Source organism: Mesorhizobium sp. CA4 (assembly GCF_020165075.1).
In the GTDB taxonomy this organism is placed as follows: domain Bacteria; phylum Pseudomonadota; class Alphaproteobacteria; order Rhizobiales; family Rhizobiaceae; genus Mesorhizobium.
The window spans coordinates 128539-150200 of record NZ_JAIUHK010000005.1; the positions used below are offsets into that span (position 1 = coordinate 128539).

The window sequence follows — 21662 nt, forward strand, 5'->3', positions numbered from 1 at the left end:
TGATGCGGCTTGTCGTCGATCTCACGAGCATGGCGCGCTGGCTCGGCCCTCCGGTCGGCCTGGTCCGCGTGCAGCGGCACTACACCGCGGCCGCGTTCAAGGCCGCCGAGGTGGCGTTCACCGTGTTCGACCCGATCGAGCGGGTCCTCAGGCAGGTTTCGCCGCAGATGGCGGCAGAAATCATCGCCGGCGACATCTCGTGCGACATGAGTTTCTATCCCGACCCGGCGCGCATCAAGATGCGGTTTTACGATCGCTGGCCGAACTGGGCGCGGCGATTGCTGATGGCGATCATAAAACCGCGCCGTGTCCTGATAACGGAAATCGGCGCGTTCGGCCGGCGCAATCCCGGCAGCCCTTTTCTTGGTTTCCTTAAGAGGATCGAAAACCGGCTGATGAAGGAAAACGAGCGGCGGCAAGTCGCTCGCGAGGACGGTTCGCGCACCCGGATCGTCCCACTCCAGACGGTGGCCGGCGACAAATACAATCTTTCGCCCGGCGACCATCTGCTCCTGATGAACAGCGACTGGGTGCATACCGATGTCGCAGTCATATCGCGCGAGGCGCGCTCCGCCGGGGCAAAGCTCATCGTGCTCTTGAACGACATCATTCCGATCCAGTTTCCCGAATGGTACAAGCCGCACGACGTCAAGAGATTCACGGACTATGTGAAGCTGGCGATCAGGCTGGCAGACCGCTTCATCCTGACTTCGAGGCGCGTCACTACCGATGTCGAGGAATATGCCGCCAAGCTCGGCATCCACCTGCCGGAACTGAGACTTGTCCCTCTCGGCTGCGACAGCGCCCGCAAGTCGAAGGCGGACGGCCGCCTGCCGGACGGGCTCGAGACGGATCGCTATATCCTCTTTGTTTCCACCATCGAACCGCGCAAGAACCATTCGCTGCTCATGGATGTCTGGCGGCGCCTGGTCCTTGACGGAACGGTTGCGCGCAGCGGCATGAAGCTGGCTTTCGTCGGCCGCAGCGGCTGGATGGTCGATGAGGTCCTGGCGAAGCTTCACGGCCATCCCGACTACGGCAGTAGCCTTGTCCATCTCGACAATGTCGATGACGCAACATTGTCCCTTCTATACCGCAACAGCGCGTTCTGCGTGTACCCCTCGTTCTATGAAGGATACGGGCTGCCGCCCGTCGAGGCGCTGGCCTTCGGAAAGGCGCTGATCGCCTCTACGGGCGGAGCCATCGCCGAAGTCGTCGGCTCGTCGGGTCTCTGTCTTGATCCGTTCGACGTCGAAGGATGGGAAAACGCCATGCGGGGATGGATCATCTCGCCCGCGGCCCGTGCTCCGTACGAGGCGAAGGCCGCAGAGTTCGTGGCGCGAAGCTGGGAGCAGGCCGGCCGGGAGACGCTGGAGGCAACGCTTGCGCCATTCGCAGACGAAGCCCGGCCGCCGCGAGAATGACTGCCTTGCGGTCGGGGACGGCCGGCCGCCCGCGGTTCGGCTCGTGTTGCTGGACGGACAATACCATTGGGTTTAGCTTCCTCTCGCCGCACAACCGGTGGTGAATTTCGAGGGAGATGAAACCATGACTCTGCCAAGCGATGCACTCAGAGACGCGATCGGCCAGACGCGGGACAAATGGGGATGGTTCGTGGCGCTCGGCGTGCTGCTGCTCATCTTCGGCGGCATCGCCTTCGGCAATCTGTTCATCGCTACCGTCGCTTCGGTCTACGTGGTCGGCTGGCTGATGCTGATGGCCGGCATCATTGAGATCATCCATGCCTTCGGGGTCAAGACCTGGGGACGTTTCTTCTACTGGCTGCTGAGCGGGCTGCTCTACGCCGTCGCCGGCTTTTTCGCCTTCGACAATCCGTTGCTCGCCTCGGCGGTGCTGACGCTGCTACTGGCCATCGCGCTCGTCGCTTCGGGGCTTCTGCGGTCCTGGGTGGCCTTCAGTCACCGGCCGCATCAAGGCTGGGGATGGCTGCTCGCGGCCGGCATCATCACCATTCTGCTCGGCCTGATGATCGCCATGGGCTGGCCGGTAAACAGCCTCTGGGTGCTGGGCCTATTCCTGGCGATCGACCTGGTGTTCCAGGGCTGGAGCTTCATCGCCATCGGCCTCGCCTTGAAGCGCTAGAAGCAACAGTGCGATCTAGAAAGCGATTTCGGCGTCGAGTTGCGAGAGCGGGCGCACGCCCTTGAGCAGCGCCCTCGCCTCCGCCTCGTCGTTTTTCATCTGCGCCACCAGCGCGTCGAGGCCATCGAATTTGAGCTCCGGCCGCAGGAAGCCGAAGAACGAGACCTGGCAGGTCTGGCCATAGAGATCGCCGGAAAAATCGAAGACGTATGTTTCGAGCAGCGGTGCGCCATTGTCATCGACGGTGGGCCGCCGGCCGAAGCTGGCGACACCGTCATGAAGCGTTCCATCGGCGCGGCGGAAGCGGACGGCATAAATCCCTTCCTTCAAGGCCGCTTCCGGCGAAAGCCGCATATTGGCGGTCGGGAAGCCGAGGGTTCGACCAAGCCGCTGGCCGCCGATCACCTCCCCCTCGACGGTGAAACGGTAGCCGAGCAGGCCGGCGGCTTCCTCCACCTTGCCCTCGGCGAGCAGTTCGCGGATGCGGCTCGACGAAACCACCTCCGCGCCTTCGTCGCGGAAGGCGTCGACCAGCGTCACGCCGAAGCCGTGCCGTTCTCCGGCCGCCATCAGAAAGGCCGGACCGCCCTGGCGGTCCTTGCCGAAATGAAAGTCGAAACCGGTGACGGCGTGGCGGATGCCGAGGTTCTTCTCCAGCACATCGGTCACGAAAGCCTCGGGCGAGAGCGAGGCAAAATCGCGTGTGAACGGCTGCTCGACCAAAGCGGCAAAGCCAAGTCCGGCGAGCAGCCGCGCCTTCATCGGCGGCGGCGTCAGCACGAAGAGCGGCGCCTGTGGCCGGAACACCTTGCGCGGATGCGGCTCGAAGGTGAGCACCAAAGCGGGCGCGCCGTTGCGGCGGGCTTCGCTCAGCGCGCGCTCCAGGACGGATTGGTGGCCGCGATGGACACCGTCGAAATTACCGATCGCCACGACGCCGCCGCGCAGATGCGCGGGCAATGGCGAGACCGCCGAAAGATGTTCGAAGGCTTGCTTCATGTCGAGGCGTCCGTCATGGCCAGACCACCAACCTATTGCAGACGCGCAATGACGGCGACCGGCCGGTATCCGTGCTTTTCAAGGAAGCCAGCCAGCCTTTCCGGATCGGGCCGCAGCGGATCGCCATAGTCGCGAGCGTGAATGCCGCCGGAGACATAGAGCACGTCGAAGCCGTTGTCGGCCGCGCCCTTGACGTCGGTCATCATGCCGTCGCCGATGGCGAGAACCTCGCTCCGCTCGACGGCGCGGCCAAGAAGGCCGGCGACTTCCTTCATGGCGACATCGTAGATCGGCGCAAATGGCTTGCCGGCAATCAACGTGCGGCCGCCCAGTTGCGCATAGTCTCGCGCGAGCGCGCCGGCGCACCAGATGGTGCGCTCGCCGCGCTCCACCAATATATCCGGATTGGCGCAAATGAACGGCAGATTGCGGGCACGCAGCCGCTGCAGCAGCTCGGCATAGTCGGCGGGCTTCTCGACCTCGTCATCATAGAGGCCGGTACAGACGATGCCAGAGGCCTCGAATTCCTCGACGATGTCGATATCAAGTCCGTCATAGAGCGTGAAATCCCGCTCGGGACCGATATGGAAGATCTTCCTGGGTCCTTCGACGATCAGGTCGCGGGTCACATCGCCGGACGTTACGACCCGGTCGCAGGCATCGGCGGGAACCCCGATGATCTTCATCTGGGCGACGACGTCGGCGCTGCGACGCGGCGAATTGGTGATGAGCACGACAGGCATCTTGGCCGCGCGCGCCCTTGCAAGCGCCGCGGCGGCGGCTGGAAAATGCCATTCGCCATTGTGCACGACGCCCCAAACGTCGCACAAGATGGCGGCGTAGCGCCCCGCAAGATCGTCGAGCGAAGCGATGATGTCAGGCGAATCCGCCATGCCGTGTCCCTGATTTTTGATCCGTGGCAAGGCCGCGACAGCCGAGCCGCCGCGGCCGGTCCCGCATAACGGAAGCGCTTCATCCTGTCACGAGCTTTCCCCGTCGCCACCCCTAGGCGATGCCCAAAGCCCGCGAGCACAGGGTTAACGCGCCGTCAAAAAGGTGATGCGTGGTTGATTGTTTCGCGCAAGCTGAAATTTAACGATTTTTGACCATGGTATCACACCGACTACGACCATGGTCGTATTCCAATATGGGGTCCTTGGCGGGGGTAGCACAATGATTCGCGATTTTTTTCGCGACAGGCGGGGAAACTACGCCTTAATGACGGCCATCACCATGATACCGCTGATGGGCGGCGTGGCGTTGGCGGTTGACTATACCGAACTGGTGCGGGAGCGCCAGGAGACGCTTAACGCGCTGGATGCCGCCGGCATCGCGACGGCACAGCAGATCGTCGCCGGCGCCAGCGACACCGAAGCCAAGGCCTATGCCAAAACCTTCTTCGAGGCCAATCTCAGGCACGTCCTTCCGGCGAACACGACGCTGACGGTAACCCTGCCGAACAACAATGCGGGCGGCGGCACGCTGGTGCTCGAAGCCGCCCTGAAGTACCAGCCCTATTTCCTGCCGGCAGCGGTCGCGCTGCTCGGCGGAACACCCGGCCAGACCACTATCAACTTCTCGGCGCGGTCCGAAATCCGCCTCAAGAACACGCTGGAAGTGGCGCTGGTGCTCGACAATTCGGGCTCGATGAGCCTGAACGGCTCAGGCACCGGCCAACAACGAATCGAACTCCTCAAGACCGCCGCTACCGAATTGGTGACCATGCTGGCCGGACAGGCCGATTTGATGCGGCAGGTCAGTAAGCCCGTGCAATTCTCGCTGGTCCCGTTCTCTGCCTCGGTCAATGTCGGGCCATCCAACAAAGACCAGGATTGGCTGGACCAGGATGGCGTTTCGCCCATCCATCATGAAGATTTCGATTGGTCACAGATGTACAAGAACGCGCCCGGCTATGATCCAAACAAGTACATCGAGAAAGTCGGCGATGCCTATTACAAGCGTGGCGCCAGCTGGGGCGCAAGCCAAAACACGAAGGCGACCCGCTTCAGTCTGTACGACGATATCATGGCCACCACCCGAACCTGCTCCAAGAAGTACAGTAACGGCTCATGCCAGACCTATACTTATACGACAGCCCCGTATGAGGCTTGGCGAGGCTGCGTAGAGGCACGGCCCTACCCCTACAATGTCGACGACACGACCCCGACGTCAGGCACTCCCGCTACGCTGTTCGTTCCCATGTTCGCGCCCGACGAGGCGGGTAATCTGTGGACCGACAGCACGCGGACCAGCACGAGCTCATGGGGTTACAGCAACAATTGGTGGATAGATTCTAGCGACGCTCTAACGGTGACCAAACGCCAAGCGGACATGCGGAAATATTTTCTGGTCAAGCCGTACAACGCTGCGACCGTGTCCGCAGACGATGGCCCCAATGCCGGTTGCACGACGAGCCCGATCACGCCGTTGCAGGATGTAGCGACGACCGCCGGTAAGCAGACAATCCTCAACGCCATAAATGCGATGACGCCTACCGGCAACACCAACGTGCCAGAGGGACTCGCATGGGGCTGGAGGACTCTCTCCAGTAATGAGCCTTTCACCGAGGGCCGCGACAATAACGAAAGAGGCAACGATAAGGTTGTCATCGTGCTCACCGATGGCGCCAACACCTATAGTTCCGTCAACGACGGCAATTACGCCAAGAATAGATCAACCTATGCCGCTTATGGATATACAGGACTGGCATATCCCGGTTCGGGCTCGGTGACCCGCCTGTTCATGAGCACCAGTTCAGCCGTCGGCAAAAGCACCTATACGGACGCCAACTATACCGCCGCTCTCGACGAGCAGATGCAAACGCTGTGCGCTAACGCCAAGGCCAACAATATTATCGTCATGACGGTTTCCCTTGATCTCAGCAATCAGAAAACTGCCGAGAAGAAGGCGATCTCGGCGCTTACGGCCTGCGCATCGGACTCGCGCTTCCGCAAAGATCCGATCGATCCGAGCAAGCCGGCGAAGCTGTTCTGGAATTCGACCGGCGCCACTTTGTCGGACGACTTCAAGGCGATCGGCAGCGAATTGTCGAACCTGCGCATCGTCAGTTGAGCGGCACAACAAACCATCGGCGCCCGCCTCTCGCGGGCGTTTTTTGAGCACGACATGGTGCAGCCAGTTGGTTTGGTTTGCCAAACCGGTCTTTCAGCGTTTTGTGGAAGTGTGGCTCGACAAGAAATCCGCGGGCCGGGGGGCCGCTCTAGCAATGCGCAAATTCTGGCGTCACTTCTGCCGTGACCGCCGCGGCAACTATGCGCTCATGACAGCGATCGCCATGGTGCCGCTGATGGGAGCGGTGGCGATGGCCGTCGATTTCAGCGAGCTCAACCGCCAGAAGCAGATGGTGCTGAACGCGCTCGACGCCGCCAATTTCGCCGCCGCGCGGCGGCTTGCCGAAGGCGCCACGGACGACCAGATCAGAGCCTACGCAGTCGACTTCTTCAACGCCAACCTCAACAACATCGACCCTGCCAACATCTCCCTCAACATCGCGCTGCCGACCAACCAAGCCGGTGGCGGCCTGCTTAAAATGAGCGCGACGCTGAACTACCATCCTTACTTCTATCCATCCTCCTCGCTGCTCGTCGGCGCATCCACGGTCGATGCGAACAAATCGATCAACCTCGCCATGGACTCCCAGGTGCGGCTAAAGAACACGCTGGAAGTGGCGATGGTGCTCGACAATTCGGGCTCGATGACAACGCCCGGCACAGGCTCGGGACAGAAGCGCATCGACCTGCTCAAGCAGGCCGCCAAGCAACTTGTCGATACGCTGGCGCAGCAGGCAGCGCAGATCAAGCAGATCGACAAGCCGGTCCAGTTCAGCCTCGTGCCGTTCGCGGCTTCGGTCAATGTCGGGCCGAACAACGACAACGCCTCCTGGATGGACACCTACGGGCTGTCGCCAATCGCCAACGAGAATTTCGGTTGGTCGACGCTGAATGCTCCCACCAAATACGCTCAGAAAATCAATGGTATCTGGTATAAAAAAGGTACCGGTTGGGGCGCGGAGGAAGGGCAGATACTGACCCGTTTCGAGCTTTATCGGGATATGAAGGTCGTTACCAGCCACGAACGCGTCGCCGGCAGCAAACGCGTCGTCTGTGACGAATATCGCGACAACCACACTTGCAAGCGCAGCCACGACGAATACGACTATATCGACACCTACGGCCCGTTCGCCAGTTGGCAGGGTTGCGTGGAAGTGCGGCCCTATCCCTACAATGTCGACGACACGCCGGCTTCCGGCGGGCCCAACAACACGGGCATCGGAGTCGGCGATCCGGCGACCATGTTCGTGCCGATGTTCGCCCCGGACGAACCGGGGAATCACTGGTACGTGACCCAGGACCCGGACGAGCCGAGGCCGGTGACCTACGGCGCCGCCAACAGTTGGTGGAACGACGATCCGTCGAGCACCACCGGCAAGACCAGGCAGTCCAATATGGCCAAATACTTCATGCCACGGCCGATCAATGCTCCGGTATTGAGCTCGGGCGCCGGGCCGAATTACAGCTGCACCACCACACCGATCACGCCGCTCACCGACGTCACCCAAACGGATGGGCTTGCGGCCATCAAGGCGGCGATCGACCTGATGCAGCCCAACGGCAACACCAATGTGCCCGAAGGCATGGCCTGGGGCTGGCGCACCGTGTCGAGCAGCCCGCCCTTCACCGAGGGGCGGCCGGAAACGGAACGCGGCAACGACAAGGTCGTCATCGTGCTCACCGACGGCGAGAACACCTATTCGACGGTCAATTCCGATCCGGCCGGCAACAAGTCGACCTATGCGGCCTATGGCTATACCGGCGTCGGCTACAACGGCACCTCGGTCACCCGCCTGTTCGGCGGCACGTCGAGCGCCGTCGGCCAGTTCAACTATTCGTCGAGCAACTACACCGCGGCGATGAACGAGCAGATGGCGAAGCTGTGCGACAACGCCAAGGCCGCCAACATCATGGTGATGACGGTGGCGCTGGACATGTCGTCTACCAGTTCAAGCGACCAGAAGGCGATGGCCGCACTGAAGGCCTGCTCTTCCGATTCCCGCTTCCGCAAGGATCCGACCGACCCCAGCAAACCGGCCAAGCTGTTCTGGAACGCCACTGGGGCCACGCTCTCCGACAACTTCAAGGAGATTGCCAACGAGTTGTCGAATTTGCGCGTGGTCGGGTAGCGGGAGCCAGCGCTGAAGCTGCCAATCTCTCCCCTTGCGGGGGAGATGCCTGGCAAGGCAGAGGGGGGTGCTGTCCCGCCGGCCTCTCCAGCCAGCCTATACATCGTCTATGCCTTGGCCCAGTTGGCAAGGGGTAGGCGTTCCTTCGCACCCCCCTCTGTCCTGCCGGACATCTCCCCCGCAAGGGGGGAGATCAGCAGCTGCGGCGCTTTCGCCGATTTTCGAGCACTGGCGCAAAAGCCCGGGCGATCATGCTCTTGCCGTTGGCGGACGTCGGTGGTCAGTGTCTTCGCTCTTGGAGACTCCGATGCCCGACGCCGCCAATCACCTCACCTTTGCGCTGATCTGCCTCGGCATGGTGCTCACGCCAGGCCCGAACATGATCTACCTGATCTCGCGCTCGCTGTCGCAAGGGCCGAAAGCCGGGCTGATCTCGCTCGGCGGCGTGGCGCTGGGCTTCCTGTTCTATGTGGTGTCGGCAGCCCTCGGCATCACCGCGCTCATCTTCGCCGTGCCTTACGCCTATGATGCGCTTCGCTTCGCCGGCGCGCTCTATCTGTTGTGGCTCGCCTGGCAGGCGCTGAAGCCCGGCGGGCGCTCACCCTTCCAGGTCCGCGAGTTGCCAAGAGACCGACCATACAAGCTTTTCGTCATGGGCCTGATGACCAACCTGCTCAATCCGAAAGTGGCCGTGCTCTACCTGTCGCTCTTGCCGCAATTCATCAATCCGGCCAAGGGCCATGTTCTTTCGCAGCTTCTGGTGCTCGGCGTGACGCAGATTTCGATCAGCCTCACCGTCAACGCGATCATTGCGGTGACAGCCGGTTCGATCGCGAATTTCCTCGCCGGACGGCCGTTCTGGCTGGTCGTGCAGCGCTGGATGATGGGCACGGTGCTGACGGCTCTCGCCTTAAAAATGGCGACAGAGGCGCAGCGCTGACGCCTACCTCGGCCGACGTACAGGCCGGATCTGCTCCGGCTCGACTACCTTGCGATAGAGATGCCAGGTTGCATGGCCAAGGATCGGCATGACGACGGCGAGGCCGGCAAACAGCGGGATCGAGCCGATCACCAGCAACACGGCGACCGTCAAACCCCAGAGCGCCATCGTCAGCGGATTTGCCATCACCGCGCGGGCCGAGGTTTCGATCGCCGAGACGGCGCCGACGTCGCGGTCAAGCAGCAGCGGGAACGCAATGACCGTGGTGGCCAAAACGACGGCCGCGAAAACGAAGCCGACGGCGTTGCCGACGAGGATCAGCGTCCAGCCCTTGCCGGTCGTCAGCACGTCACGCAAAAAACCGCCGACGGAAGCGGGTGGCTCGGCGCCGAACAGGCTGGTGTAGAGCGACTGCGCGGCGAACAACCACAAAAGGAACAGCGCGAAGAGCAGGATGCCGATGACCGCAATCGACGGCAGCGCCGGCGAATGGCGCACGTCGAGCGCATGATGCCAGCGGCTGCTCATGCCGAGCTCGCGCCGGCGGCTGATCTCATAGAGGCCGATGGCCGCGAAGGGTCCGATCAGCGCGAAGCCCGACATCAGCGGATAGACGAGCTGGATGGCGTTGGAGCCGGAGCTCCACCGCGTCAGGATCAGGCCGACGATCGGATAGATCAGGCACAGGAACACATAATGCGACGGCTTGGCCCAGAAATCCTCAGCGCCGAGCCTCAACGCATCCCAGAGATCCGACGTGGTGATGTGGCGCAACGCGGGCTGCACATGCATCCCGTGCGCGTCCGTCATGACATGAAAACCGGCCATAACCGTCCTCCGTTTGTCAACGTATGAGCCCGAGAACCGGAAGGTTCTCGTCAAGCAATCATGCGCCAGATCAACGCGGGTCGGTCACCGCCTGCGGTGGCCGCCCGTGGCTGCCACTTCAAGAACGGCCGCATCATAACCGATATTCCGGGGAAAGTCGCCGCTTCACGCGATTTTCATCCCTAGCCTTTCATCCCTGCCCGGCAAAAGCCACGATCGGCGGTATCAGAGGCCGGATGAGCATCTCGATCACAGCCCTCCCCGATCTCAACCGCCGCACGCTGCTCAAGGCCGCCGGCCTTACAGCGCTTGCCGGCATCGCCGCCTGCAGCACCGTCTCCGTGCCGACCGGCGAAGGCGCCGGCGTCTCCTCCTCCGCCACGGCGACCCTGGCCGGTATCCGCAGCTCCGCCGGTCTGCCCACGCTGACGCCGGACGCGCAGCTCGAACAGGCGGCGCTGCAGCAGGCCGGCTACATGGCCTCGCGCGAGCGCATGAGCCACACCACCGGCTGGGGCAAGGATTTTGCCTCGCGTATGAAGGACAATGACGTGCGGGGTGCGGCGGCCGAAAACATCGCCGAGGGCCGCTTCGACCTCGAGAAACTGTTCGACATCTGGATGCATTCGGACGGACACCGCCGCAACATGCTCGATCCGGATTTCAGCCGCTTTGGCCTGGCCTATGTGCGCGACGGCCGCGATCCGGCGCTGCGCTATTGGGCGCTGGTGCTGGGCCGTTGAAAAGGCGGTCGGCTGAGTCAGCGACTATCAATCCATATGCGCCGCTGGCGCCCCGCCTACGGGCGCGGCCCTGGGCTTGCGCAGCAGAACGACGAACGGGATCGCGGCCAACGTCATCACCATCAGGATTTTGAAGTCGTTGATGTAGGAAATCATCATCGCCTGGGCATTCACCGCGCGGTCGACCTGCGAAAGTGCTAGGGGATTGCCGGCGGCGGCCGCCGGAGAAGCGGCCCACAGATTCGGGTTGTACGGATTGATGAAGGCCGATAGCTCGGTGTGGTTGATCTGGGTGTTGCGCACCATCAGCGCCGCGACCACCGATACGCCGATGGAGGAGCCCAGATTGCGCACCAGGCTGAACAGCGAGGTGGCGTCGGTGCGGTAGCGCGCGTCCAGCGTGGCGAAGGCGACCGTCGACAGCGGCACGAACACCATGCCCATGCCGAGGCCCTGGATGACGCCCGAGGAGATGATCAGCCAATTGTCCATCTGCGGCGTGAAGCTCGCCATCGTATAGAGCGACTGCGCGGTGAGCAGGAAGCCGATGGCGACGAGGATCCTGGCATCGATCCTGTGCATGATGCGGCCGACGACGAGCATGGAAATCATCGTGCCGATGCCGCGCGGCCCCAGCACGACGCCGATCGTCACGGTCGGATAGCCGAAGATGTTGGCAAGCATCGGCGGCAGCAGCGACATCGAGGCCAGGATCAGCACGCCCATGACGAAGATGAACCCCAGCCCGGTCACGAAATTGCGGTCGAGGAATATCTTCGGATCGATGAAGGAGTGCTCGGCCGTCACCGTGTGGATGATGAACACCCAGAAGCCGGTGAGCGACAGGGCGAGTTCGATCCAGATCTCGGCCGAGTTGAACCAGTCGACCTCGCCGCCGCGATCGAGCAGAAGCTGCAGCGCGCCGACGCCGAGCGAGAGCATGGCGAAGCCGAAAAAGTCGAAGCCGCGCACGCGCTTGGCGATGACGGGGAGATAGGCGGCCATGCCGAGGAAGGCGAGGATGCCGACCGGCAGGTTGATGAAGAACACCCAGCGCCAGTTGAAGTTTTCCGTCAGCCAGCCGCCGAGCGTCGGGCCAAGGATCGGCCCCAGCATGATGCCGGCGCCCCAGATGGCCATCGCCTGGCCATGGCGCTCCTTCGGGTTGATGTCGAGCAGGAAGGTCTGCGACAGCGGCACGATGGCCGCGCCGAACACGCCCTGCAGCAGGCGGAAGAGCACTATGGTCTCGAGGCTCCAGGCGAGACCGCAGAGCATCGAAAAGATGGTGAAGCCGACGACGGCGGTGAGGAACAGCTCCTTGCGGCCGAGCCTGTCGGCCAGCCAGCCGGTAACCGGCGTCATGATTGCCGCGGCCACGATATAGGAGGTCAGCACCCAGTTGATGTTGTCGGGCGACGCGCCCAGGTCGCCGGTCATGGTCGGCAGCGCGACATTGGCGATCGTGGTGTCGAGCGCCTGCATGATCGTCGCCAGCATCAGCGCGACCGTGATCAGTCCGCGGTGCGGCACTTCCTTGAAGGCTTCGGGCGTGCTCATGATGCTGAACTTCCAGCAGGTAACAAAAACATGTACGTTAGAGCATGATGCCAAAAACTATGAAGCGGCTTTCGGGCGCCATCATGCTCTTCTCTTTGATTTAGACGCGGATTCAGATTTCAGCTCGAACAAGCCTGAAATCATCCGGCTCTAGGTTTCCGGGCGGCAAAGCCTTCCGTTGAGAGACTTTCATCGCGGTGGGACGCGACGATCGATGTGGGGGTTACATCGACCGAAAGTCTCTGTTGGAGCGGATGCCTGCCGCCCGGAAACCTGAGGACCGACGGGTCCGTGGCCAGGCCTCAGCTTTCGAACGAGCCGCCATGCGGCTTGCCTTGCTGGTCCTTGCCACGTCTCCACCAGACCAATCCCCTCAATGCCCGCCGGATCGCGACGGGCTTCGCTGTCTTTACTGCGCCTGCTCCCCTGCCGTGGCGTGACCGAAGATCGACGGCAGGCCGCGCGCCACACCGGTATCGACCGTGACGGTCGCGCTCATGCCGGTGCGCAGCGCCATCTTGACGTCGGGATCGGTTATTTCCAGGCGCACGGGAATGCGCTGCGTGACCTTGACCCAGTTGCCGGTAGCGTTTTGCGCGGGCAGCAACGAGAACTCCGCGCCCGTTCCGGCGCCGATCGCCTTGACGGTTGCCTCGAAGGTGCGGCCCGGATAGGTGTCGACGACGATCTCGGCCTTTTGGCCCGGCTTCATATTGGTGAGCTGGGTCTCCTTGAAATTGGCGTCGATCCAGGTGTCGCCGGTCTCGACGAGCGCGAACAGCGGTGTGCCGACCGAAACGTACTGGCCGACCTTGAACGAGGCGGCCTGGTAGACGACGCCGTCCGCCGGCGCCTTGACCGTCGTCTGCGCCAGATCGTAGGCGGCCTTGTCGCGCGCGGCGAGCGCCGCCATCACGGTCGGATGCTTGTCGGTCTCGATGTCCGGATTGCCGCCGAGTGCTGCCTTGGCGCTGACGATGCCCTGCTGGGCGACGGCCAACTGCTGCTTGGCCTTGTCCAGATCGTTGCGGGCCTCGTCGAGCGAGGACTTGGCGTTGATGCCTTTCTGCGCAAGATCGGCAGCGCGGTCATATTGCGACTGCGCATAATCGACCTCGCTGCTCGCCGATCTTTCCTGCGCCATCGCCTGGCTGTAGGCGGCGCGCAGCTGCTCGACATTGAGGCGCGCGGCGGCGACCGCCGCGTCGGCCTGGGCGAGCGCGATCTTGTAAGGCTCGGGATCTATGACGAAGAGAAGGTCGCCCTGCTTGACCAGCTGGTTATCGGCGATGCCGACCTGGACGATACGGCCGGCCGTGTCGGAGGCGACCGAAATCCTGGCCTGCTGCAGGTTGGCGTTCTCGGTTTCCTGGTAGCGGCCACCCGTCACCCAGACATAGGAGCCGCCGGCAAGCAGGGCCAGCGGCAGGGCAACCATCAGCAGGAAGCGGCCGAGGCGGCGCTTCTTCTTCGGCGCCGGCTGCGGCTCGGGAACCGCCGCGACCGGAGCGGCCGCCGGCTGCGCCGGGGCTTCTGCAACCGGCTGCGCCGGCGCAAGCTTGGTGACGTTGTCGTCTTCTATCTTGGCTGCCGCATTCATGCTGCTGCCCCTTCCGTATTCTTGATCTTTTCCAGGGACGACGTCTCGCCATCCGTCAGATTCTGCACGATGGTATCCAGCACGCGGATCAGGACGCGGCGCTCTTCCGCCGACACGCCGGTCAGCGATTCCTCATAGACCTCGCCGGCCAGGCTCTTGACGTCGGCATAGGCCGCGTTCGCCTTCTCGGTCGGGAAGATCATGCGCACGCGCCGGTCAGTCGCGTCCTGGCGACGCTCGATCCAGCCGCCCTCCTCCATGCGGTCGACAAGGCGGGAGACGCTGATCGGCTCGATTTCGAGGAGCTCGGCAAGCCGCGCCTGCGCGACGCCCGCCTCCTTGGCAACGCGCACGAGCAGGCGCCACTGCGCCGAGGAAAGACCCAACCCACTGGCGCGCGCCTCGAAACGCTTGCGCATCAGGCGCTGCACGTCGTGGATCAAAAATCCCAGTCTGTCGATACCATCTGAAACCATGAGCGATACATATAATAAGCGTGCTCACTATTCAAGAGGCAGCTTTGTTCCAGAAGCTGGCAAATCGACATGGTAGCAGACAAAGCCCGTTACGGTTAGCGATCGATGAAAGTGCGGTGCGAGGTGCCATGCGGCCAAGAGATCATCGCCGTTGGCGCATCAGCATGGTGACGACGAAGAAGGCGCCAAGCGAGCTCGTGATGATGCCGATCGGCAGTTCCTGCGGCGGCAAAAGCGTGCGGGCAACTCGTTTCGACTTCGCTCGAAGCGCAATTTCGATCAAACTGGCCGGCGGCACAGGGCCTGGTGTCCCCCGCCAAACTGCGAGGAGCCATGAACCCGGGTTCTGCGCACGCTAGCGCCTTTCGGCTCGCTCATGGTAAAGGTTGCGCCGTGGATCGGGGGATCACGCAATGCCGACGCTCTATGCGCTTAAGCCGGCCTTCCAGGACAGGCTGCGGCCGCTTGTCGACCGGCTGGCGGCAATGGGCGTGACCGCCAATTCCATCACCATGCTGGCAGCCGCCCTCTCGATCGCGGCCGGCATGGCGATCGCGGTGGCGCCCGGCTCGCGCCTTCTTCTGCTGCTCGTACCCCTGGTGCTGTTCATGCGCATGGCGCTCAACGCCATGGACGGCATGCTGGCGCGTGAGCATGGCCAGGCCTCGACGCTTGGCATGTATCTCAACGAAATCTGCGATGTCGTGTCCGACCTCGCGCTGATCCTGCCGTTTGCGGCTTTCCCGCAGTTTGGCGCCTGGGCCGTCGTTGCCTTTGCCGTTGCAGCGATGCTCGCCGAATTCGCCGGCGTGCTCGGCGTCGCTGCCGGGACGGGGCGCAACTATGCCGGGCCGTTCGGCAAGAGCGACAGGGCGCTGGGGCTCGGCGCGGTCGCAGCTTTGTGCGCCATAGGTTTCTGGCCGGCCTCGATCGCGCCTTTTGTGTTTCCGGCCATGGCTACGCTTTCGCTGCTGACCGCCATCAATCGGATACGCACCAGCCTTACTGGCAACACCGCCTAAGCATCAAGGGCTCGCCATGCCATCCGGGGGAAACGCCATGCTTCACGAAGAGATTGCAGCCGCGCCCGCGGAAGAACTTGCGCGGCAGGCGCAGGAACGCAGCTTCCGCAGCCATGACGGCACGGAGATCTTTTACCGTTACTGGCCGCCTGTATCGCCCCGGACAGAAGTATCGACCGAGGCAAAGGGCGCGGTCGTGCTCTTCCATCGTGGCCATGAGCATGGCGGCCGCATGGCGCATCTGGTCGACGAATTGCGCATGCCGGACCACGCCTTCTATGCCTGGGATGCGCGCGGCAACGGGCGCTCTGCCGGCGAGCGCGGCTACGCGCCGTCTTTCGCGGCGCTTGTGCGCGATATCGACTGTTTCATGCGCGAGATAGCCGCCAAAGACAGTTTTGGCACACAGGACATCGCGCTCATCGCGCAGTCGTTCGGCGCTGTGCTCGCCGCCGCCTGGGTGCACGACTATGCGCCGAAACTGCGCGCCATGGTGCTCGCGTCGCCCGCCTTCTCGGTCAAACTCTACGTGCCCTTCGCCAAGGAAGGCATCGCACTCTGGCAAAAGATCAAGGGACGCTTCTTCGTCAATTCTTACGTCAAGGCGAGCCTGCTCACCCATGACCCGGCGCGCATCGCCTCCTTCGAGAACGATCCGCTGATCACCAGGCCGATCGCCTCCAACATCCTGGTCGAGCTCTACCAGCATGCGGCGCGCATCGTCGTCGACGCCCGGGCCATCACCGTACCGACGCAGCTTCTTTTGTCGGGCAGCGACTGGGTGGTGCGGCACGGTCCTCAGCACGAATTCTTCGTCAATCTCGGCAGCCGCGTCAAAGAGCGGCATGTGCTGCCGGGCTTCTTCCACGACACGCTGGGCGAGCGCGACCGCGCCAAGGCGCTCGACCTGATCCGGCCTTTCCTCAAAGGGCAGTTCGCTTCGCCGGCCGAAGCTGTCGACCTGAAGCAGGCGGATCTCGCCGGTTATACGCGCGACGAGGCCGACTGGCTTGCCTCGCCGCTCGATCTCCTCTCGCCCAAGGGCCTCTACTGGGGCTTGAGCCGCGCCTTCATTCGTATCGGCAGCTGGTTTTCGCGCGGCATGAAGATCGGCGTCAGCACGGGCTTCGATTCCGGCTCGACGCTGGACTATGTCTACGAGAATGAAGCGCGCGGCATCGGGCCGATCGGCCGCATGGTCGACAGGACTTTCCTCGATGCCATCGGCTGGCGCGGCATCCGCCAGCGCAAGCTCCACCTCGAAGAGCTGATCGGCCAGGCGCTGGCAACGCTGAAGGCGTCCGGACGGCCAGGCCACATCCTCGACATCGCCGCCGGTCACGGCCGCTATGTGCTCGATGCGATCAGCAAGAGCTCGGAGCAGCCGGCCAGCGTGCGCCTGCAGGACTATTCCGACATCAATGTCGAGCTCGGCCGCAAACTGATCACCGAACGGCATATGCCGGCAGATGTCTCGTTCCGGCGTGCCGACGCGTTCGACGGCGACGGGCTGGCAGCGCTCGATCCGGCGCCGGATCTTGCGATCGTCTCCGGCCTCTACGAGCTCTTCTCGGACAATGCTCTGGTTACCCGCTCGCTGGGAGGCCTCGCCCGCGCCATGCGACCCGGCAGTCTGCTCATCTACACCAACCAGCCGTGGCATCCGCAGCTTGAAATGATCGCGCGCAGCCTGACCTCGCATCGCGGCGGCCAGGCCTGGGTGATGCGGCGGCGCACACAAGGCGAGATGGACCAGTTGGTGGAAGCAGCCGGCTTCGAGAAGCTCGACCGGCGCATCGACCAGTGGGGCATCTTCACCGTCTCGCTGGCAAGGCGGCTCTAGGAACCGTCCACGCATGCCCGCCAGCGCCGTGCCCCCGCCACTTTCAGCCATCGCCGAGCCCTATGGACCTGTCGTCCTGCGGGCAGCGCTTTGGCTCGCGTTTCTCGCGCCATTCTTCTATTCGACCTACGGCTTCGCCAACTGGCTGGCCTCGAAGCGCTTATACGTTGGCAGCATCGTTTTCCCCTGGGAGCACTACGTTCCGTTCATTGCCTGGACGATCGTGCCCTACTGGTCGATCAACCTGTTCTACGGTCTGTCGCTTCTGCTCAATGACACCCGGCAGGGCGTCGATCGGCTGGCCGGCCGCTACCTCACCGCCCAGGTCGTCGCCGTCTCCTGCTTCATCCTGTTTCCGCTGACCGCCACTTTCGTGCGGCCGGCAACGACCGGCCTGCCCGGCTTCCTGTTTGCCGTGCTCGGCGGATTCGACAAGCCGTTCAACCAGGCTCCTTCCCTGCATATCGCGCTTCTGGTGATCATCTGGGATCACTGGCGCCAACGCCTTTCCGGTCCCGTGCTCGCGCTCTGGCATTTTTGGTCCTTCCTGATCGGCGCCTCGGTGCTGACGACCTGGCAACACCATTTCATCGACATCCCGACCGGTGCGTTGCTCGGCTTCCTTGCGCTGTGGCTCTTTCCGGCTGAAGGAGAATTGCCCTTCACCGGTTTCCGCCTGACCGCCGACGTCAAGGCGCGGAGGCTTGCGCTCTCCTACGCGCTGGGCGCCGCTCTGGCGCTTGCCGGTGCAGTTGCCGGCGCCTTCTTCTCGGCTATAGCGCTTGTGCTTTTGTGGCCTTCGCTGGCACTGGCCATCGTCGCCTTTGGCTATGCCGGGGCCGGGCCAAAAGTGTTCCAAAAGACGGCTAACGGCCGTGTCTCGCTGGCAAGCCGCGTCCTGCTCTGGCCGTATCGGTTGGGCGCCAGGGCCAATGTCTGGGCCTGGACCCGCAAACTGCCGCCGGTCGTTGCTGTCGCCGACGGCGTCTTCCTCGGGCGTTTTCCCGATGCTGCCGAAGCCGATAGCTTCGGCACGGTGATCGACCTTGCAGCCGAGCTGGAGCGGCCGCGCGATGCTATGGGACGATGGACGAGCTTGGCCATGCTCGATCTCCTTTCGCCCCCCGCCGATACACTCGACAAAGCGGTAGCGGCGATCGAGCCGGCGCGCAGGCAGGGCACGGTTCTGGTCTGCTGCGCGCTCGGCTTCCAGCGCAGCGCCACCGTCGTCGCCCAATGGCTGGTCACCAGCGGCCGCTCGCACACTCCAGCACAGGCGCGCAAGCAGCTCGCCGCATCCGGCCGGCCGGTGCATCTTCAGGTCGGCCTGGACGAGCCGGCATGAGCGACGACGCCTATCAGCGCGATACTGCCGCCTTCGCCGCGATGCTGGTCAAGCAGGCGGCATGGCCGGCCGCGCTCGTGATCGCCGGCGACAGCGTCGCGCCGCTCGTCGCTTCGGCGCGCGGCGCGCTCTACGCGCCCCTCGCGGTGCTGGCGCTAGTGGTCGCGGCGGCGAGCGCCGTCGCAGTGCTTGGACTTTCCACGCTCTCCTTTTCGACGCACTGCTGTTTCGTTTGATGGTGAGCCATGGCGACGAAGTGTCGGGCGGCAGCGCAGTGGACGACATGCTGACGCGCATGCGGCTGAAGCCCGCTTCGCCAACGCCGCGTCCGCTGGACGAGCGGGTCGCGGGAACGCGAAAACTGCTCACCCGCCAGCGCATCGCCTTCGCAATCTTCGTCGTCGCGTTCCTCACCGCCGGTTTCTGGATGCCCAGATGAGCAAGCTTGCGCTGCGCACCTACACCTTGCTGCAGACGTCGACTTCGGTCGGGCTGTCGGCGCTGGCCTGGGCGGTCACCGGCGTGCGGCCGATCTGGAACGGCAGCCAGCCGTCCGACCGTCAGCGCATCTATTTCGCCAACCACACCAGCCATGGCGATTTCATCCTTCTGTCGGCCTGCCTGAGCGAAACGGAGCGCGCCAAGACGCACGCCATCGCCGCTGCCGAATATTGGGGCAAGTCGCGGCTGCGCCGTTTCATCGCCGAGGACATGCTGTCTTCCGTGCTGATCAGCCGGCAATGGACAAGCGAGGCGGAGCACCCGATCTCGATCATGCTCTCCGTGCTCGACCAGGGCCATTCGCTGATTATCTTCCCGGAAGGCACCCGGAACACCAGCGATGAACTGCTGCCCTTCCGCTCCGGGCTCTACAATCTGTCGATGGCGCGGCCAAACGTCGAGCTGATCCCCTGCTGGATCGAGAACATGTCGCGCGTGCTGCCCAAAGGACAGTTCCTTCCGGTGCCGCTGCTTTGCCGCGTGGTCTTCGGCGCCCCTGTGGCCGTGGCGCCCGGCGAGGAACGCCGCGCTTTTCTGCAGCGCGCCCGCGCCGAGCTTATGGCGCTCAACCCGCGCCCCGACCGAGACGATTGATGCGCCACGAAATCAGCATTTTGATCATCGGCCTTTTCGTGGTGCTGAGCACCGCCAGCGTCACCGCCGGCATCCTTTCGATGCGCGCACCGAAGCCGCTGAGCGCGACGCTGGTCAACCTTACCCAGCGCATCAACGCCTGGTGGGTGATGGTGGCGCTGATGACGGTCGCCTTCTTCTTCGGCCGCTACGGCATGACCATCCTGTTCGCGTTGATCTCGTTCGCGGCGCTGCGCGAATTCGTGACGCTGACGCATAGCCGGCGCAGCGACCACTGGGTGCTGCTCGGCATGTTCGGCATCGTTATCCCGTTCCAATACTGGCTGGTGTGGACTGCCTGGTACGGTCTCTTCGTGATCTTCATCCCGGTTTACTGCTTCCTGCTGATGCCGGCGATCACGGCGCTGCACGGCGACACAGAACGTTTTCTCGAGCGCGTCTCGGCCCAGCAATGGGCGATCATGATCTCGGTCTATTGCGTCAGTCACGTGCCCGCTTTGCTGACGCTCAACGTGCCGGGTTTCGAAGACCGCAACCTGCTTCTCATCGCCTTCCTGATCATCGTCGTGCAAGGCAGCGACGTGCTGCAGTATATTTTCGGCAAGCTGTTCGGAAAGCACCGCTTCTCGCCGACCGTCTCGCCGTCGAAGACCTGGGAAGGCCTGATTGGCGGGCTGGTGGCGTCGAGCCTGCTTGGCGCGCTCTTGTCCTTCATCACGCCGTTCTCGCCGCTGCAGGCCTCGGCCGTCGCCTTCGTCGCCTGCACGATGGGATTCCTCGGAGGACTCGTCGCCTCGGCGATCAAGCGCGACCAGGGCGTCAAGGATTGGGGGCACCTGATCGAGGGCCATGGCGGCATGCTCGACCGCACCGACAGCCTGGTCTTCGCCGCGCCGATCTTCTTTCACATCGTGCGCTATTTCTGGACCGTGTGATCGCCTGCCGGCAATGCACCGATCGGCAGTTCCTGCGCGGCAGCGTGCGGGCAGACTTCGCGCCGAGCGCAATTTCGATCAAACTGGCTGGCGGCGCAGGGGCTAGTGTCGCCCCGCCAAAAAATGCGAGGAGCCATGAACCCGACCGAGAAAGCGCTGTGGTTCGTCGAAAGCCATCTGCCCGACGCCATCAGCCTCGACGAGATAGCGGCAAGCAGCGGCGTGTCGCGCTTCCACGTGACGCGCGCCTTCGGCGCGGCCACGGGACGGTCCGTGATGGGTTATATGCGAGCGCGTCGCTTGAGCGAAGCGGCGCGCAAGCTGGCCGGCGGCGCGCGCGACATTCTTTCGGTCGCGCTCGATGCCGGCTACAGCTCGCATGAGGCGTTCACGCGGGCTTTTCGCGAGCAATTCGGCACCACGCCGGAGCTGGTGCGCGCGCAAGGCTCGACCGAAAACCTGGACTTTGTGGAGCCCATTCTGATGGACAGTTCGCTTCTCACCACACTCGAGCCGCCGCGCTTCGAGACCAGCCGCCCTTTCCTCGTCGCCGGCCTCGGCGAGCGCTACAGCTGCGAGACCAGCGCCGGCATTCCGATGCAGTGGCAGCGCTTCGCCCCCTATATCGGCAACATTCCGGGCGAAGTGCCCGGCGTCTTCTACGGCGTGTGCACGAATGGCGACGATGCCGGCAGTTTCGACTATGTCGTCGGCGTCGAGGTGACGGATTTCTCCGACCTGCCGAAGGATTTCTACCGCGTGCGGGTGCCGGCGCAGAAATATGCGGTGTTCTCGCATCGCGAGCACATCTCGACCATCCGCCGGACCGTCAACACGATCTGGAACAGCTGGCTGCCGTCCTCCGGCCACGAGATCGCCGATGCGCCCGAGTTCGAGCTCTACGGGCCCGAATTCGACGCGCGCACCGGCAATGGCGGGCTGGAGATCTGGGTGCCGGTCAAGGGGTGAGTGC

At 63.4% G+C, this 21662-nt stretch carries 21 protein-coding genes and 1 pseudogene; 15 read left to right on the forward strand and 7 right to left on the reverse strand.

The window, feature by feature from the left end:
- The first annotated feature begins 2 nt into the window (after window positions 1-2).
- The gene (locus LB528_RS06125) at window positions 3-1424 is read left to right on the forward strand and encodes a glycosyltransferase family 4 protein (RefSeq protein ID WP_224714200.1); all 1422 of its coding nucleotides are present in this window, start codon (window positions 3-5) and stop codon (window positions 1422-1424) included.
- 124 nt (window positions 1425-1548) lie between these two features.
- Window positions 1549-2103 carry an HdeD family acid-resistance protein gene (locus LB528_RS06130; RefSeq protein WP_224714201.1) on the forward strand — a complete coding sequence of 185 codons (555 nt, stop codon included), beginning with the start codon at window positions 1549-1551 and terminating at the stop codon, window positions 2101-2103.
- Between the two features lie 15 nt (window positions 2104-2118).
- Here LB528_RS06130 and LB528_RS06135 read toward each other — a convergent pair whose 3' ends face one another.
- Entirely contained in the window at window positions 2119-3102 is a 984-nt protein-coding gene (locus LB528_RS06135) for a bifunctional riboflavin kinase/FAD synthetase (RefSeq protein WP_224714202.1), read from the reverse strand.
- A 32-nt stretch (window positions 3103-3134) separates the two neighbouring features.
- Window positions 3135-3995 carry a TIGR01459 family HAD-type hydrolase gene (locus tag LB528_RS06140; RefSeq protein ID WP_224516504.1) on the reverse strand — a complete coding sequence of 287 codons (861 nt, stop codon included), beginning with the start codon at window positions 3993-3995 and terminating at the stop codon, window positions 3135-3137.
- A gap of 280 nt (window positions 3996-4275) precedes the next feature.
- On the opposite strand from LB528_RS06140, the gene LB528_RS06145 reads away from it, so the two are divergent.
- The 3 genes from LB528_RS06145 to LB528_RS06155 all read left to right on the forward strand — a co-directional run bounded on the left by LB528_RS06145 (window position 4276) and on the right by LB528_RS06155 (window position 9242).
- Entirely contained in the window at window positions 4276-6174 is a 1899-nt protein-coding gene (locus LB528_RS06145) for a pilus assembly protein TadG-related protein (RefSeq protein ID WP_224714203.1), read from the forward strand.
- 154 nt (window positions 6175-6328) lie between these two features.
- On the forward strand, window positions 6329-8302 hold the full coding sequence (locus LB528_RS06150; protein ID WP_224714204.1) for a TadE/TadG family type IV pilus assembly protein: 1974 nt from the start codon (window positions 6329-6331) through the stop codon (window positions 8300-8302).
- 307 nt (window positions 8303-8609) lie between these two features.
- The gene (locus LB528_RS06155) at window positions 8610-9242 is read left to right on the forward strand and encodes a LysE family translocator (protein WP_224714205.1); all 633 of its coding nucleotides are present in this window, start codon (window positions 8610-8612) and stop codon (window positions 9240-9242) included.
- Window positions 9243-9245: 3 nt separating this feature from the next.
- Here LB528_RS06155 and LB528_RS06160 read toward each other — a convergent pair whose 3' ends face one another.
- Window positions 9246-10070, reverse strand: coding sequence for a DUF2189 domain-containing protein (locus LB528_RS06160; RefSeq protein ID WP_224714206.1), 825 nt, complete (start codon window positions 10068-10070; stop codon window positions 9246-9248).
- A gap of 236 nt (window positions 10071-10306) precedes the next feature.
- Between LB528_RS06160 and LB528_RS06165 the strand changes: the two genes are divergently transcribed.
- On the forward strand, window positions 10307-10813 hold the full coding sequence (locus tag LB528_RS06165) for a CAP domain-containing protein (RefSeq protein ID WP_224516499.1): 507 nt from the start codon (window positions 10307-10309) through the stop codon (window positions 10811-10813).
- Window positions 10814-10840: 27 nt separating this feature from the next.
- On the opposite strand, the gene LB528_RS06170 is transcribed toward LB528_RS06165, so the two are convergent.
- The gene (locus LB528_RS06170; RefSeq protein ID WP_224714207.1) at window positions 10841-12373 is read right to left on the reverse strand and encodes a DHA2 family efflux MFS transporter permease subunit; all 1533 of its coding nucleotides are present in this window, start codon (window positions 12371-12373) and stop codon (window positions 10841-10843) included.
- Between LB528_RS06170 and LB528_RS06175 the strand changes: the two genes are divergently transcribed.
- A complete protein-coding gene (locus LB528_RS06175; RefSeq protein WP_224714208.1) occupies window positions 12372-12527 on the forward strand; it encodes a hypothetical protein in 156 nt (51 codons plus the stop codon). The two genes, LB528_RS06170 and LB528_RS06175, sit on opposite strands and share 2 nt — an antisense overlap.
- A 255-nt stretch (window positions 12528-12782) precedes the next feature.
- Here the strand turns inward: LB528_RS06175 and LB528_RS06180 are convergent, their stop codons facing one another.
- The 3 genes and pseudogenes from LB528_RS06180 to LB528_RS06190 form a co-directional block, all read right to left on the reverse strand.
- Window positions 12783-13973: an HlyD family secretion protein gene (locus LB528_RS06180; RefSeq protein WP_224714209.1), complete on the reverse strand. Its 1191-nt coding sequence runs from the start codon at window positions 13971-13973 to the stop codon at window positions 12783-12785.
- Window positions 13970-14449, reverse strand: a complete 480-nt coding sequence (locus tag LB528_RS06185) for a MarR family winged helix-turn-helix transcriptional regulator (RefSeq protein ID WP_059186480.1) — start codon at window positions 14447-14449, stop codon at window positions 13970-13972. The genes LB528_RS06180 and LB528_RS06185 overlap by 4 nt, the downstream gene beginning before the upstream one ends.
- 142 nt (window positions 14450-14591) lie before the next feature.
- Window positions 14592-14699 (reverse strand): annotated as a pseudogene (locus LB528_RS06190) (iron ABC transporter permease); the annotation flags it as partial.
- A gap of 163 nt (window positions 14700-14862) precedes the next feature.
- Here LB528_RS06190 and LB528_RS06195 point away from each other — a divergent pair.
- The 8 genes from LB528_RS06195 to LB528_RS06230 all read left to right on the forward strand — a co-directional run bounded on the left by LB528_RS06195 (window position 14863) and on the right by LB528_RS06230 (window position 21658).
- Window positions 14863-15471 (forward strand): CDP-alcohol phosphatidyltransferase family protein, encoded by a 609-nt coding sequence (locus LB528_RS06195; protein ID WP_224714210.1) that lies wholly within the window; start codon window positions 14863-14865, stop codon window positions 15469-15471.
- 37 nt (window positions 15472-15508) lie between these two features.
- The gene (locus LB528_RS06200; protein WP_224714211.1) at window positions 15509-17314 is read left to right on the forward strand and encodes a bifunctional alpha/beta hydrolase/class I SAM-dependent methyltransferase; all 1806 of its coding nucleotides are present in this window, start codon (window positions 15509-15511) and stop codon (window positions 17312-17314) included.
- Between the two features lie 13 nt (window positions 17315-17327).
- Window positions 17328-18659 (forward strand): phosphatase PAP2/dual specificity phosphatase family protein, encoded by a 1332-nt coding sequence (locus LB528_RS06205; protein WP_224714212.1) that lies wholly within the window; start codon window positions 17328-17330, stop codon window positions 18657-18659.
- Window positions 18656-18895, forward strand: a complete 240-nt coding sequence (locus tag LB528_RS06210; protein WP_224714213.1) for a hypothetical protein — start codon at window positions 18656-18658, stop codon at window positions 18893-18895. The genes LB528_RS06205 and LB528_RS06210 overlap by 4 nt, the downstream gene beginning before the upstream one ends.
- Entirely contained in the window at window positions 18895-19098 is a 204-nt protein-coding gene (locus LB528_RS06215; protein ID WP_224714214.1) for a hypothetical protein, read from the forward strand. The genes LB528_RS06210 and LB528_RS06215 overlap by 1 nt, the downstream gene beginning before the upstream one ends.
- On the forward strand, window positions 19095-19754 hold the full coding sequence (locus LB528_RS06220) for a lysophospholipid acyltransferase family protein (protein WP_224714215.1): 660 nt from the start codon (window positions 19095-19097) through the stop codon (window positions 19752-19754). Before LB528_RS06215 ends, LB528_RS06220 begins: the two co-directional genes overlap by 4 nt.
- Complete coding sequence (locus tag LB528_RS06225; protein ID WP_224714216.1) at window positions 19754-20689, forward strand: phosphatidate cytidylyltransferase; 936 nt, start codon at window positions 19754-19756, stop codon at window positions 20687-20689. Before LB528_RS06220 ends, LB528_RS06225 begins: the two co-directional genes overlap by 1 nt.
- Before the next feature lie 135 nt (window positions 20690-20824).
- Window positions 20825-21658 (forward strand): AraC family transcriptional regulator, encoded by an 834-nt coding sequence (locus tag LB528_RS06230; RefSeq protein ID WP_224714217.1) that lies wholly within the window; start codon window positions 20825-20827, stop codon window positions 21656-21658.
- Window positions 21659-21662: the final 4 nt, after the last annotated feature.

Coding starts and splice junctions, on each gene's coding strand:
- LB528_RS06160 (WP_224714206.1), bottom strand. CDS start 10,070: ATGGCCGGTTTTCATGTCATGACGGACGCGCACGGGATGCATGTGCAG.
- LB528_RS06165 (WP_224516499.1), top strand. CDS start 10,307: ATGAGCATCTCGATCACAGCCCTCCCCGATCTCAACCGCCGCACGCTG.
- LB528_RS06200 (WP_224714211.1), top strand. CDS start 15,509: ATGCTTCACGAAGAGATTGCAGCCGCGCCCGCGGAAGAACTTGCGCGG.
- LB528_RS06220 (WP_224714215.1), top strand. CDS start 19,095: ATGAGCAAGCTTGCGCTGCGCACCTACACCTTGCTGCAGACGTCGACT.
- LB528_RS06215 (WP_224714214.1), top strand. CDS start 18,895: ATGGTGAGCCATGGCGACGAAGTGTCGGGCGGCAGCGCAGTGGACGAC.
- LB528_RS06140 (WP_224516504.1), bottom strand. CDS start 3,995: ATGGCGGATTCGCCTGACATCATCGCTTCGCTCGACGATCTTGCGGGG.
- LB528_RS06230 (WP_224714217.1), top strand. CDS start 20,825: ATGAACCCGACCGAGAAAGCGCTGTGGTTCGTCGAAAGCCATCTGCCC.
- LB528_RS06125 (WP_224714200.1), top strand. CDS start 3: ATGCGGCTTGTCGTCGATCTCACGAGCATGGCGCGCTGGCTCGGCCCT.
- LB528_RS06130 (WP_224714201.1), top strand. CDS start 1,549: ATGACTCTGCCAAGCGATGCACTCAGAGACGCGATCGGCCAGACGCGG.
- LB528_RS06145 (WP_224714203.1), top strand. CDS start 4,276: ATGATTCGCGATTTTTTTCGCGACAGGCGGGGAAACTACGCCTTAATG.
- LB528_RS06170 (WP_224714207.1), bottom strand. CDS start 12,373: ATGAGCACGCCCGAAGCCTTCAAGGAAGTGCCGCACCGCGGACTGATC.
- LB528_RS06210 (WP_224714213.1), top strand. CDS start 18,656: ATGAGCGACGACGCCTATCAGCGCGATACTGCCGCCTTCGCCGCGATG.
- LB528_RS06155 (WP_224714205.1), top strand. CDS start 8,610: ATGCCCGACGCCGCCAATCACCTCACCTTTGCGCTGATCTGCCTCGGC.
- LB528_RS06205 (WP_224714212.1), top strand. CDS start 17,328: ATGCCCGCCAGCGCCGTGCCCCCGCCACTTTCAGCCATCGCCGAGCCC.
- LB528_RS06150 (WP_224714204.1), top strand. CDS start 6,329: ATGCGCAAATTCTGGCGTCACTTCTGCCGTGACCGCCGCGGCAACTAT.
- LB528_RS06180 (WP_224714209.1), bottom strand. CDS start 13,973: ATGAATGCGGCAGCCAAGATAGAAGACGACAACGTCACCAAGCTTGCG.
- LB528_RS06225 (WP_224714216.1), top strand. CDS start 19,754: ATGCGCCACGAAATCAGCATTTTGATCATCGGCCTTTTCGTGGTGCTG.
- LB528_RS06175 (WP_224714208.1), top strand. CDS start 12,372: ATGATGCTGAACTTCCAGCAGGTAACAAAAACATGTACGTTAGAGCAT.
- LB528_RS06135 (WP_224714202.1), bottom strand. CDS start 3,102: ATGAAGCAAGCCTTCGAACATCTTTCGGCGGTCTCGCCATTGCCCGCG.
- LB528_RS06185 (WP_059186480.1), bottom strand. CDS start 14,449: ATGGTTTCAGATGGTATCGACAGACTGGGATTTTTGATCCACGACGTG.
- LB528_RS06195 (WP_224714210.1), top strand. CDS start 14,863: ATGCCGACGCTCTATGCGCTTAAGCCGGCCTTCCAGGACAGGCTGCGG.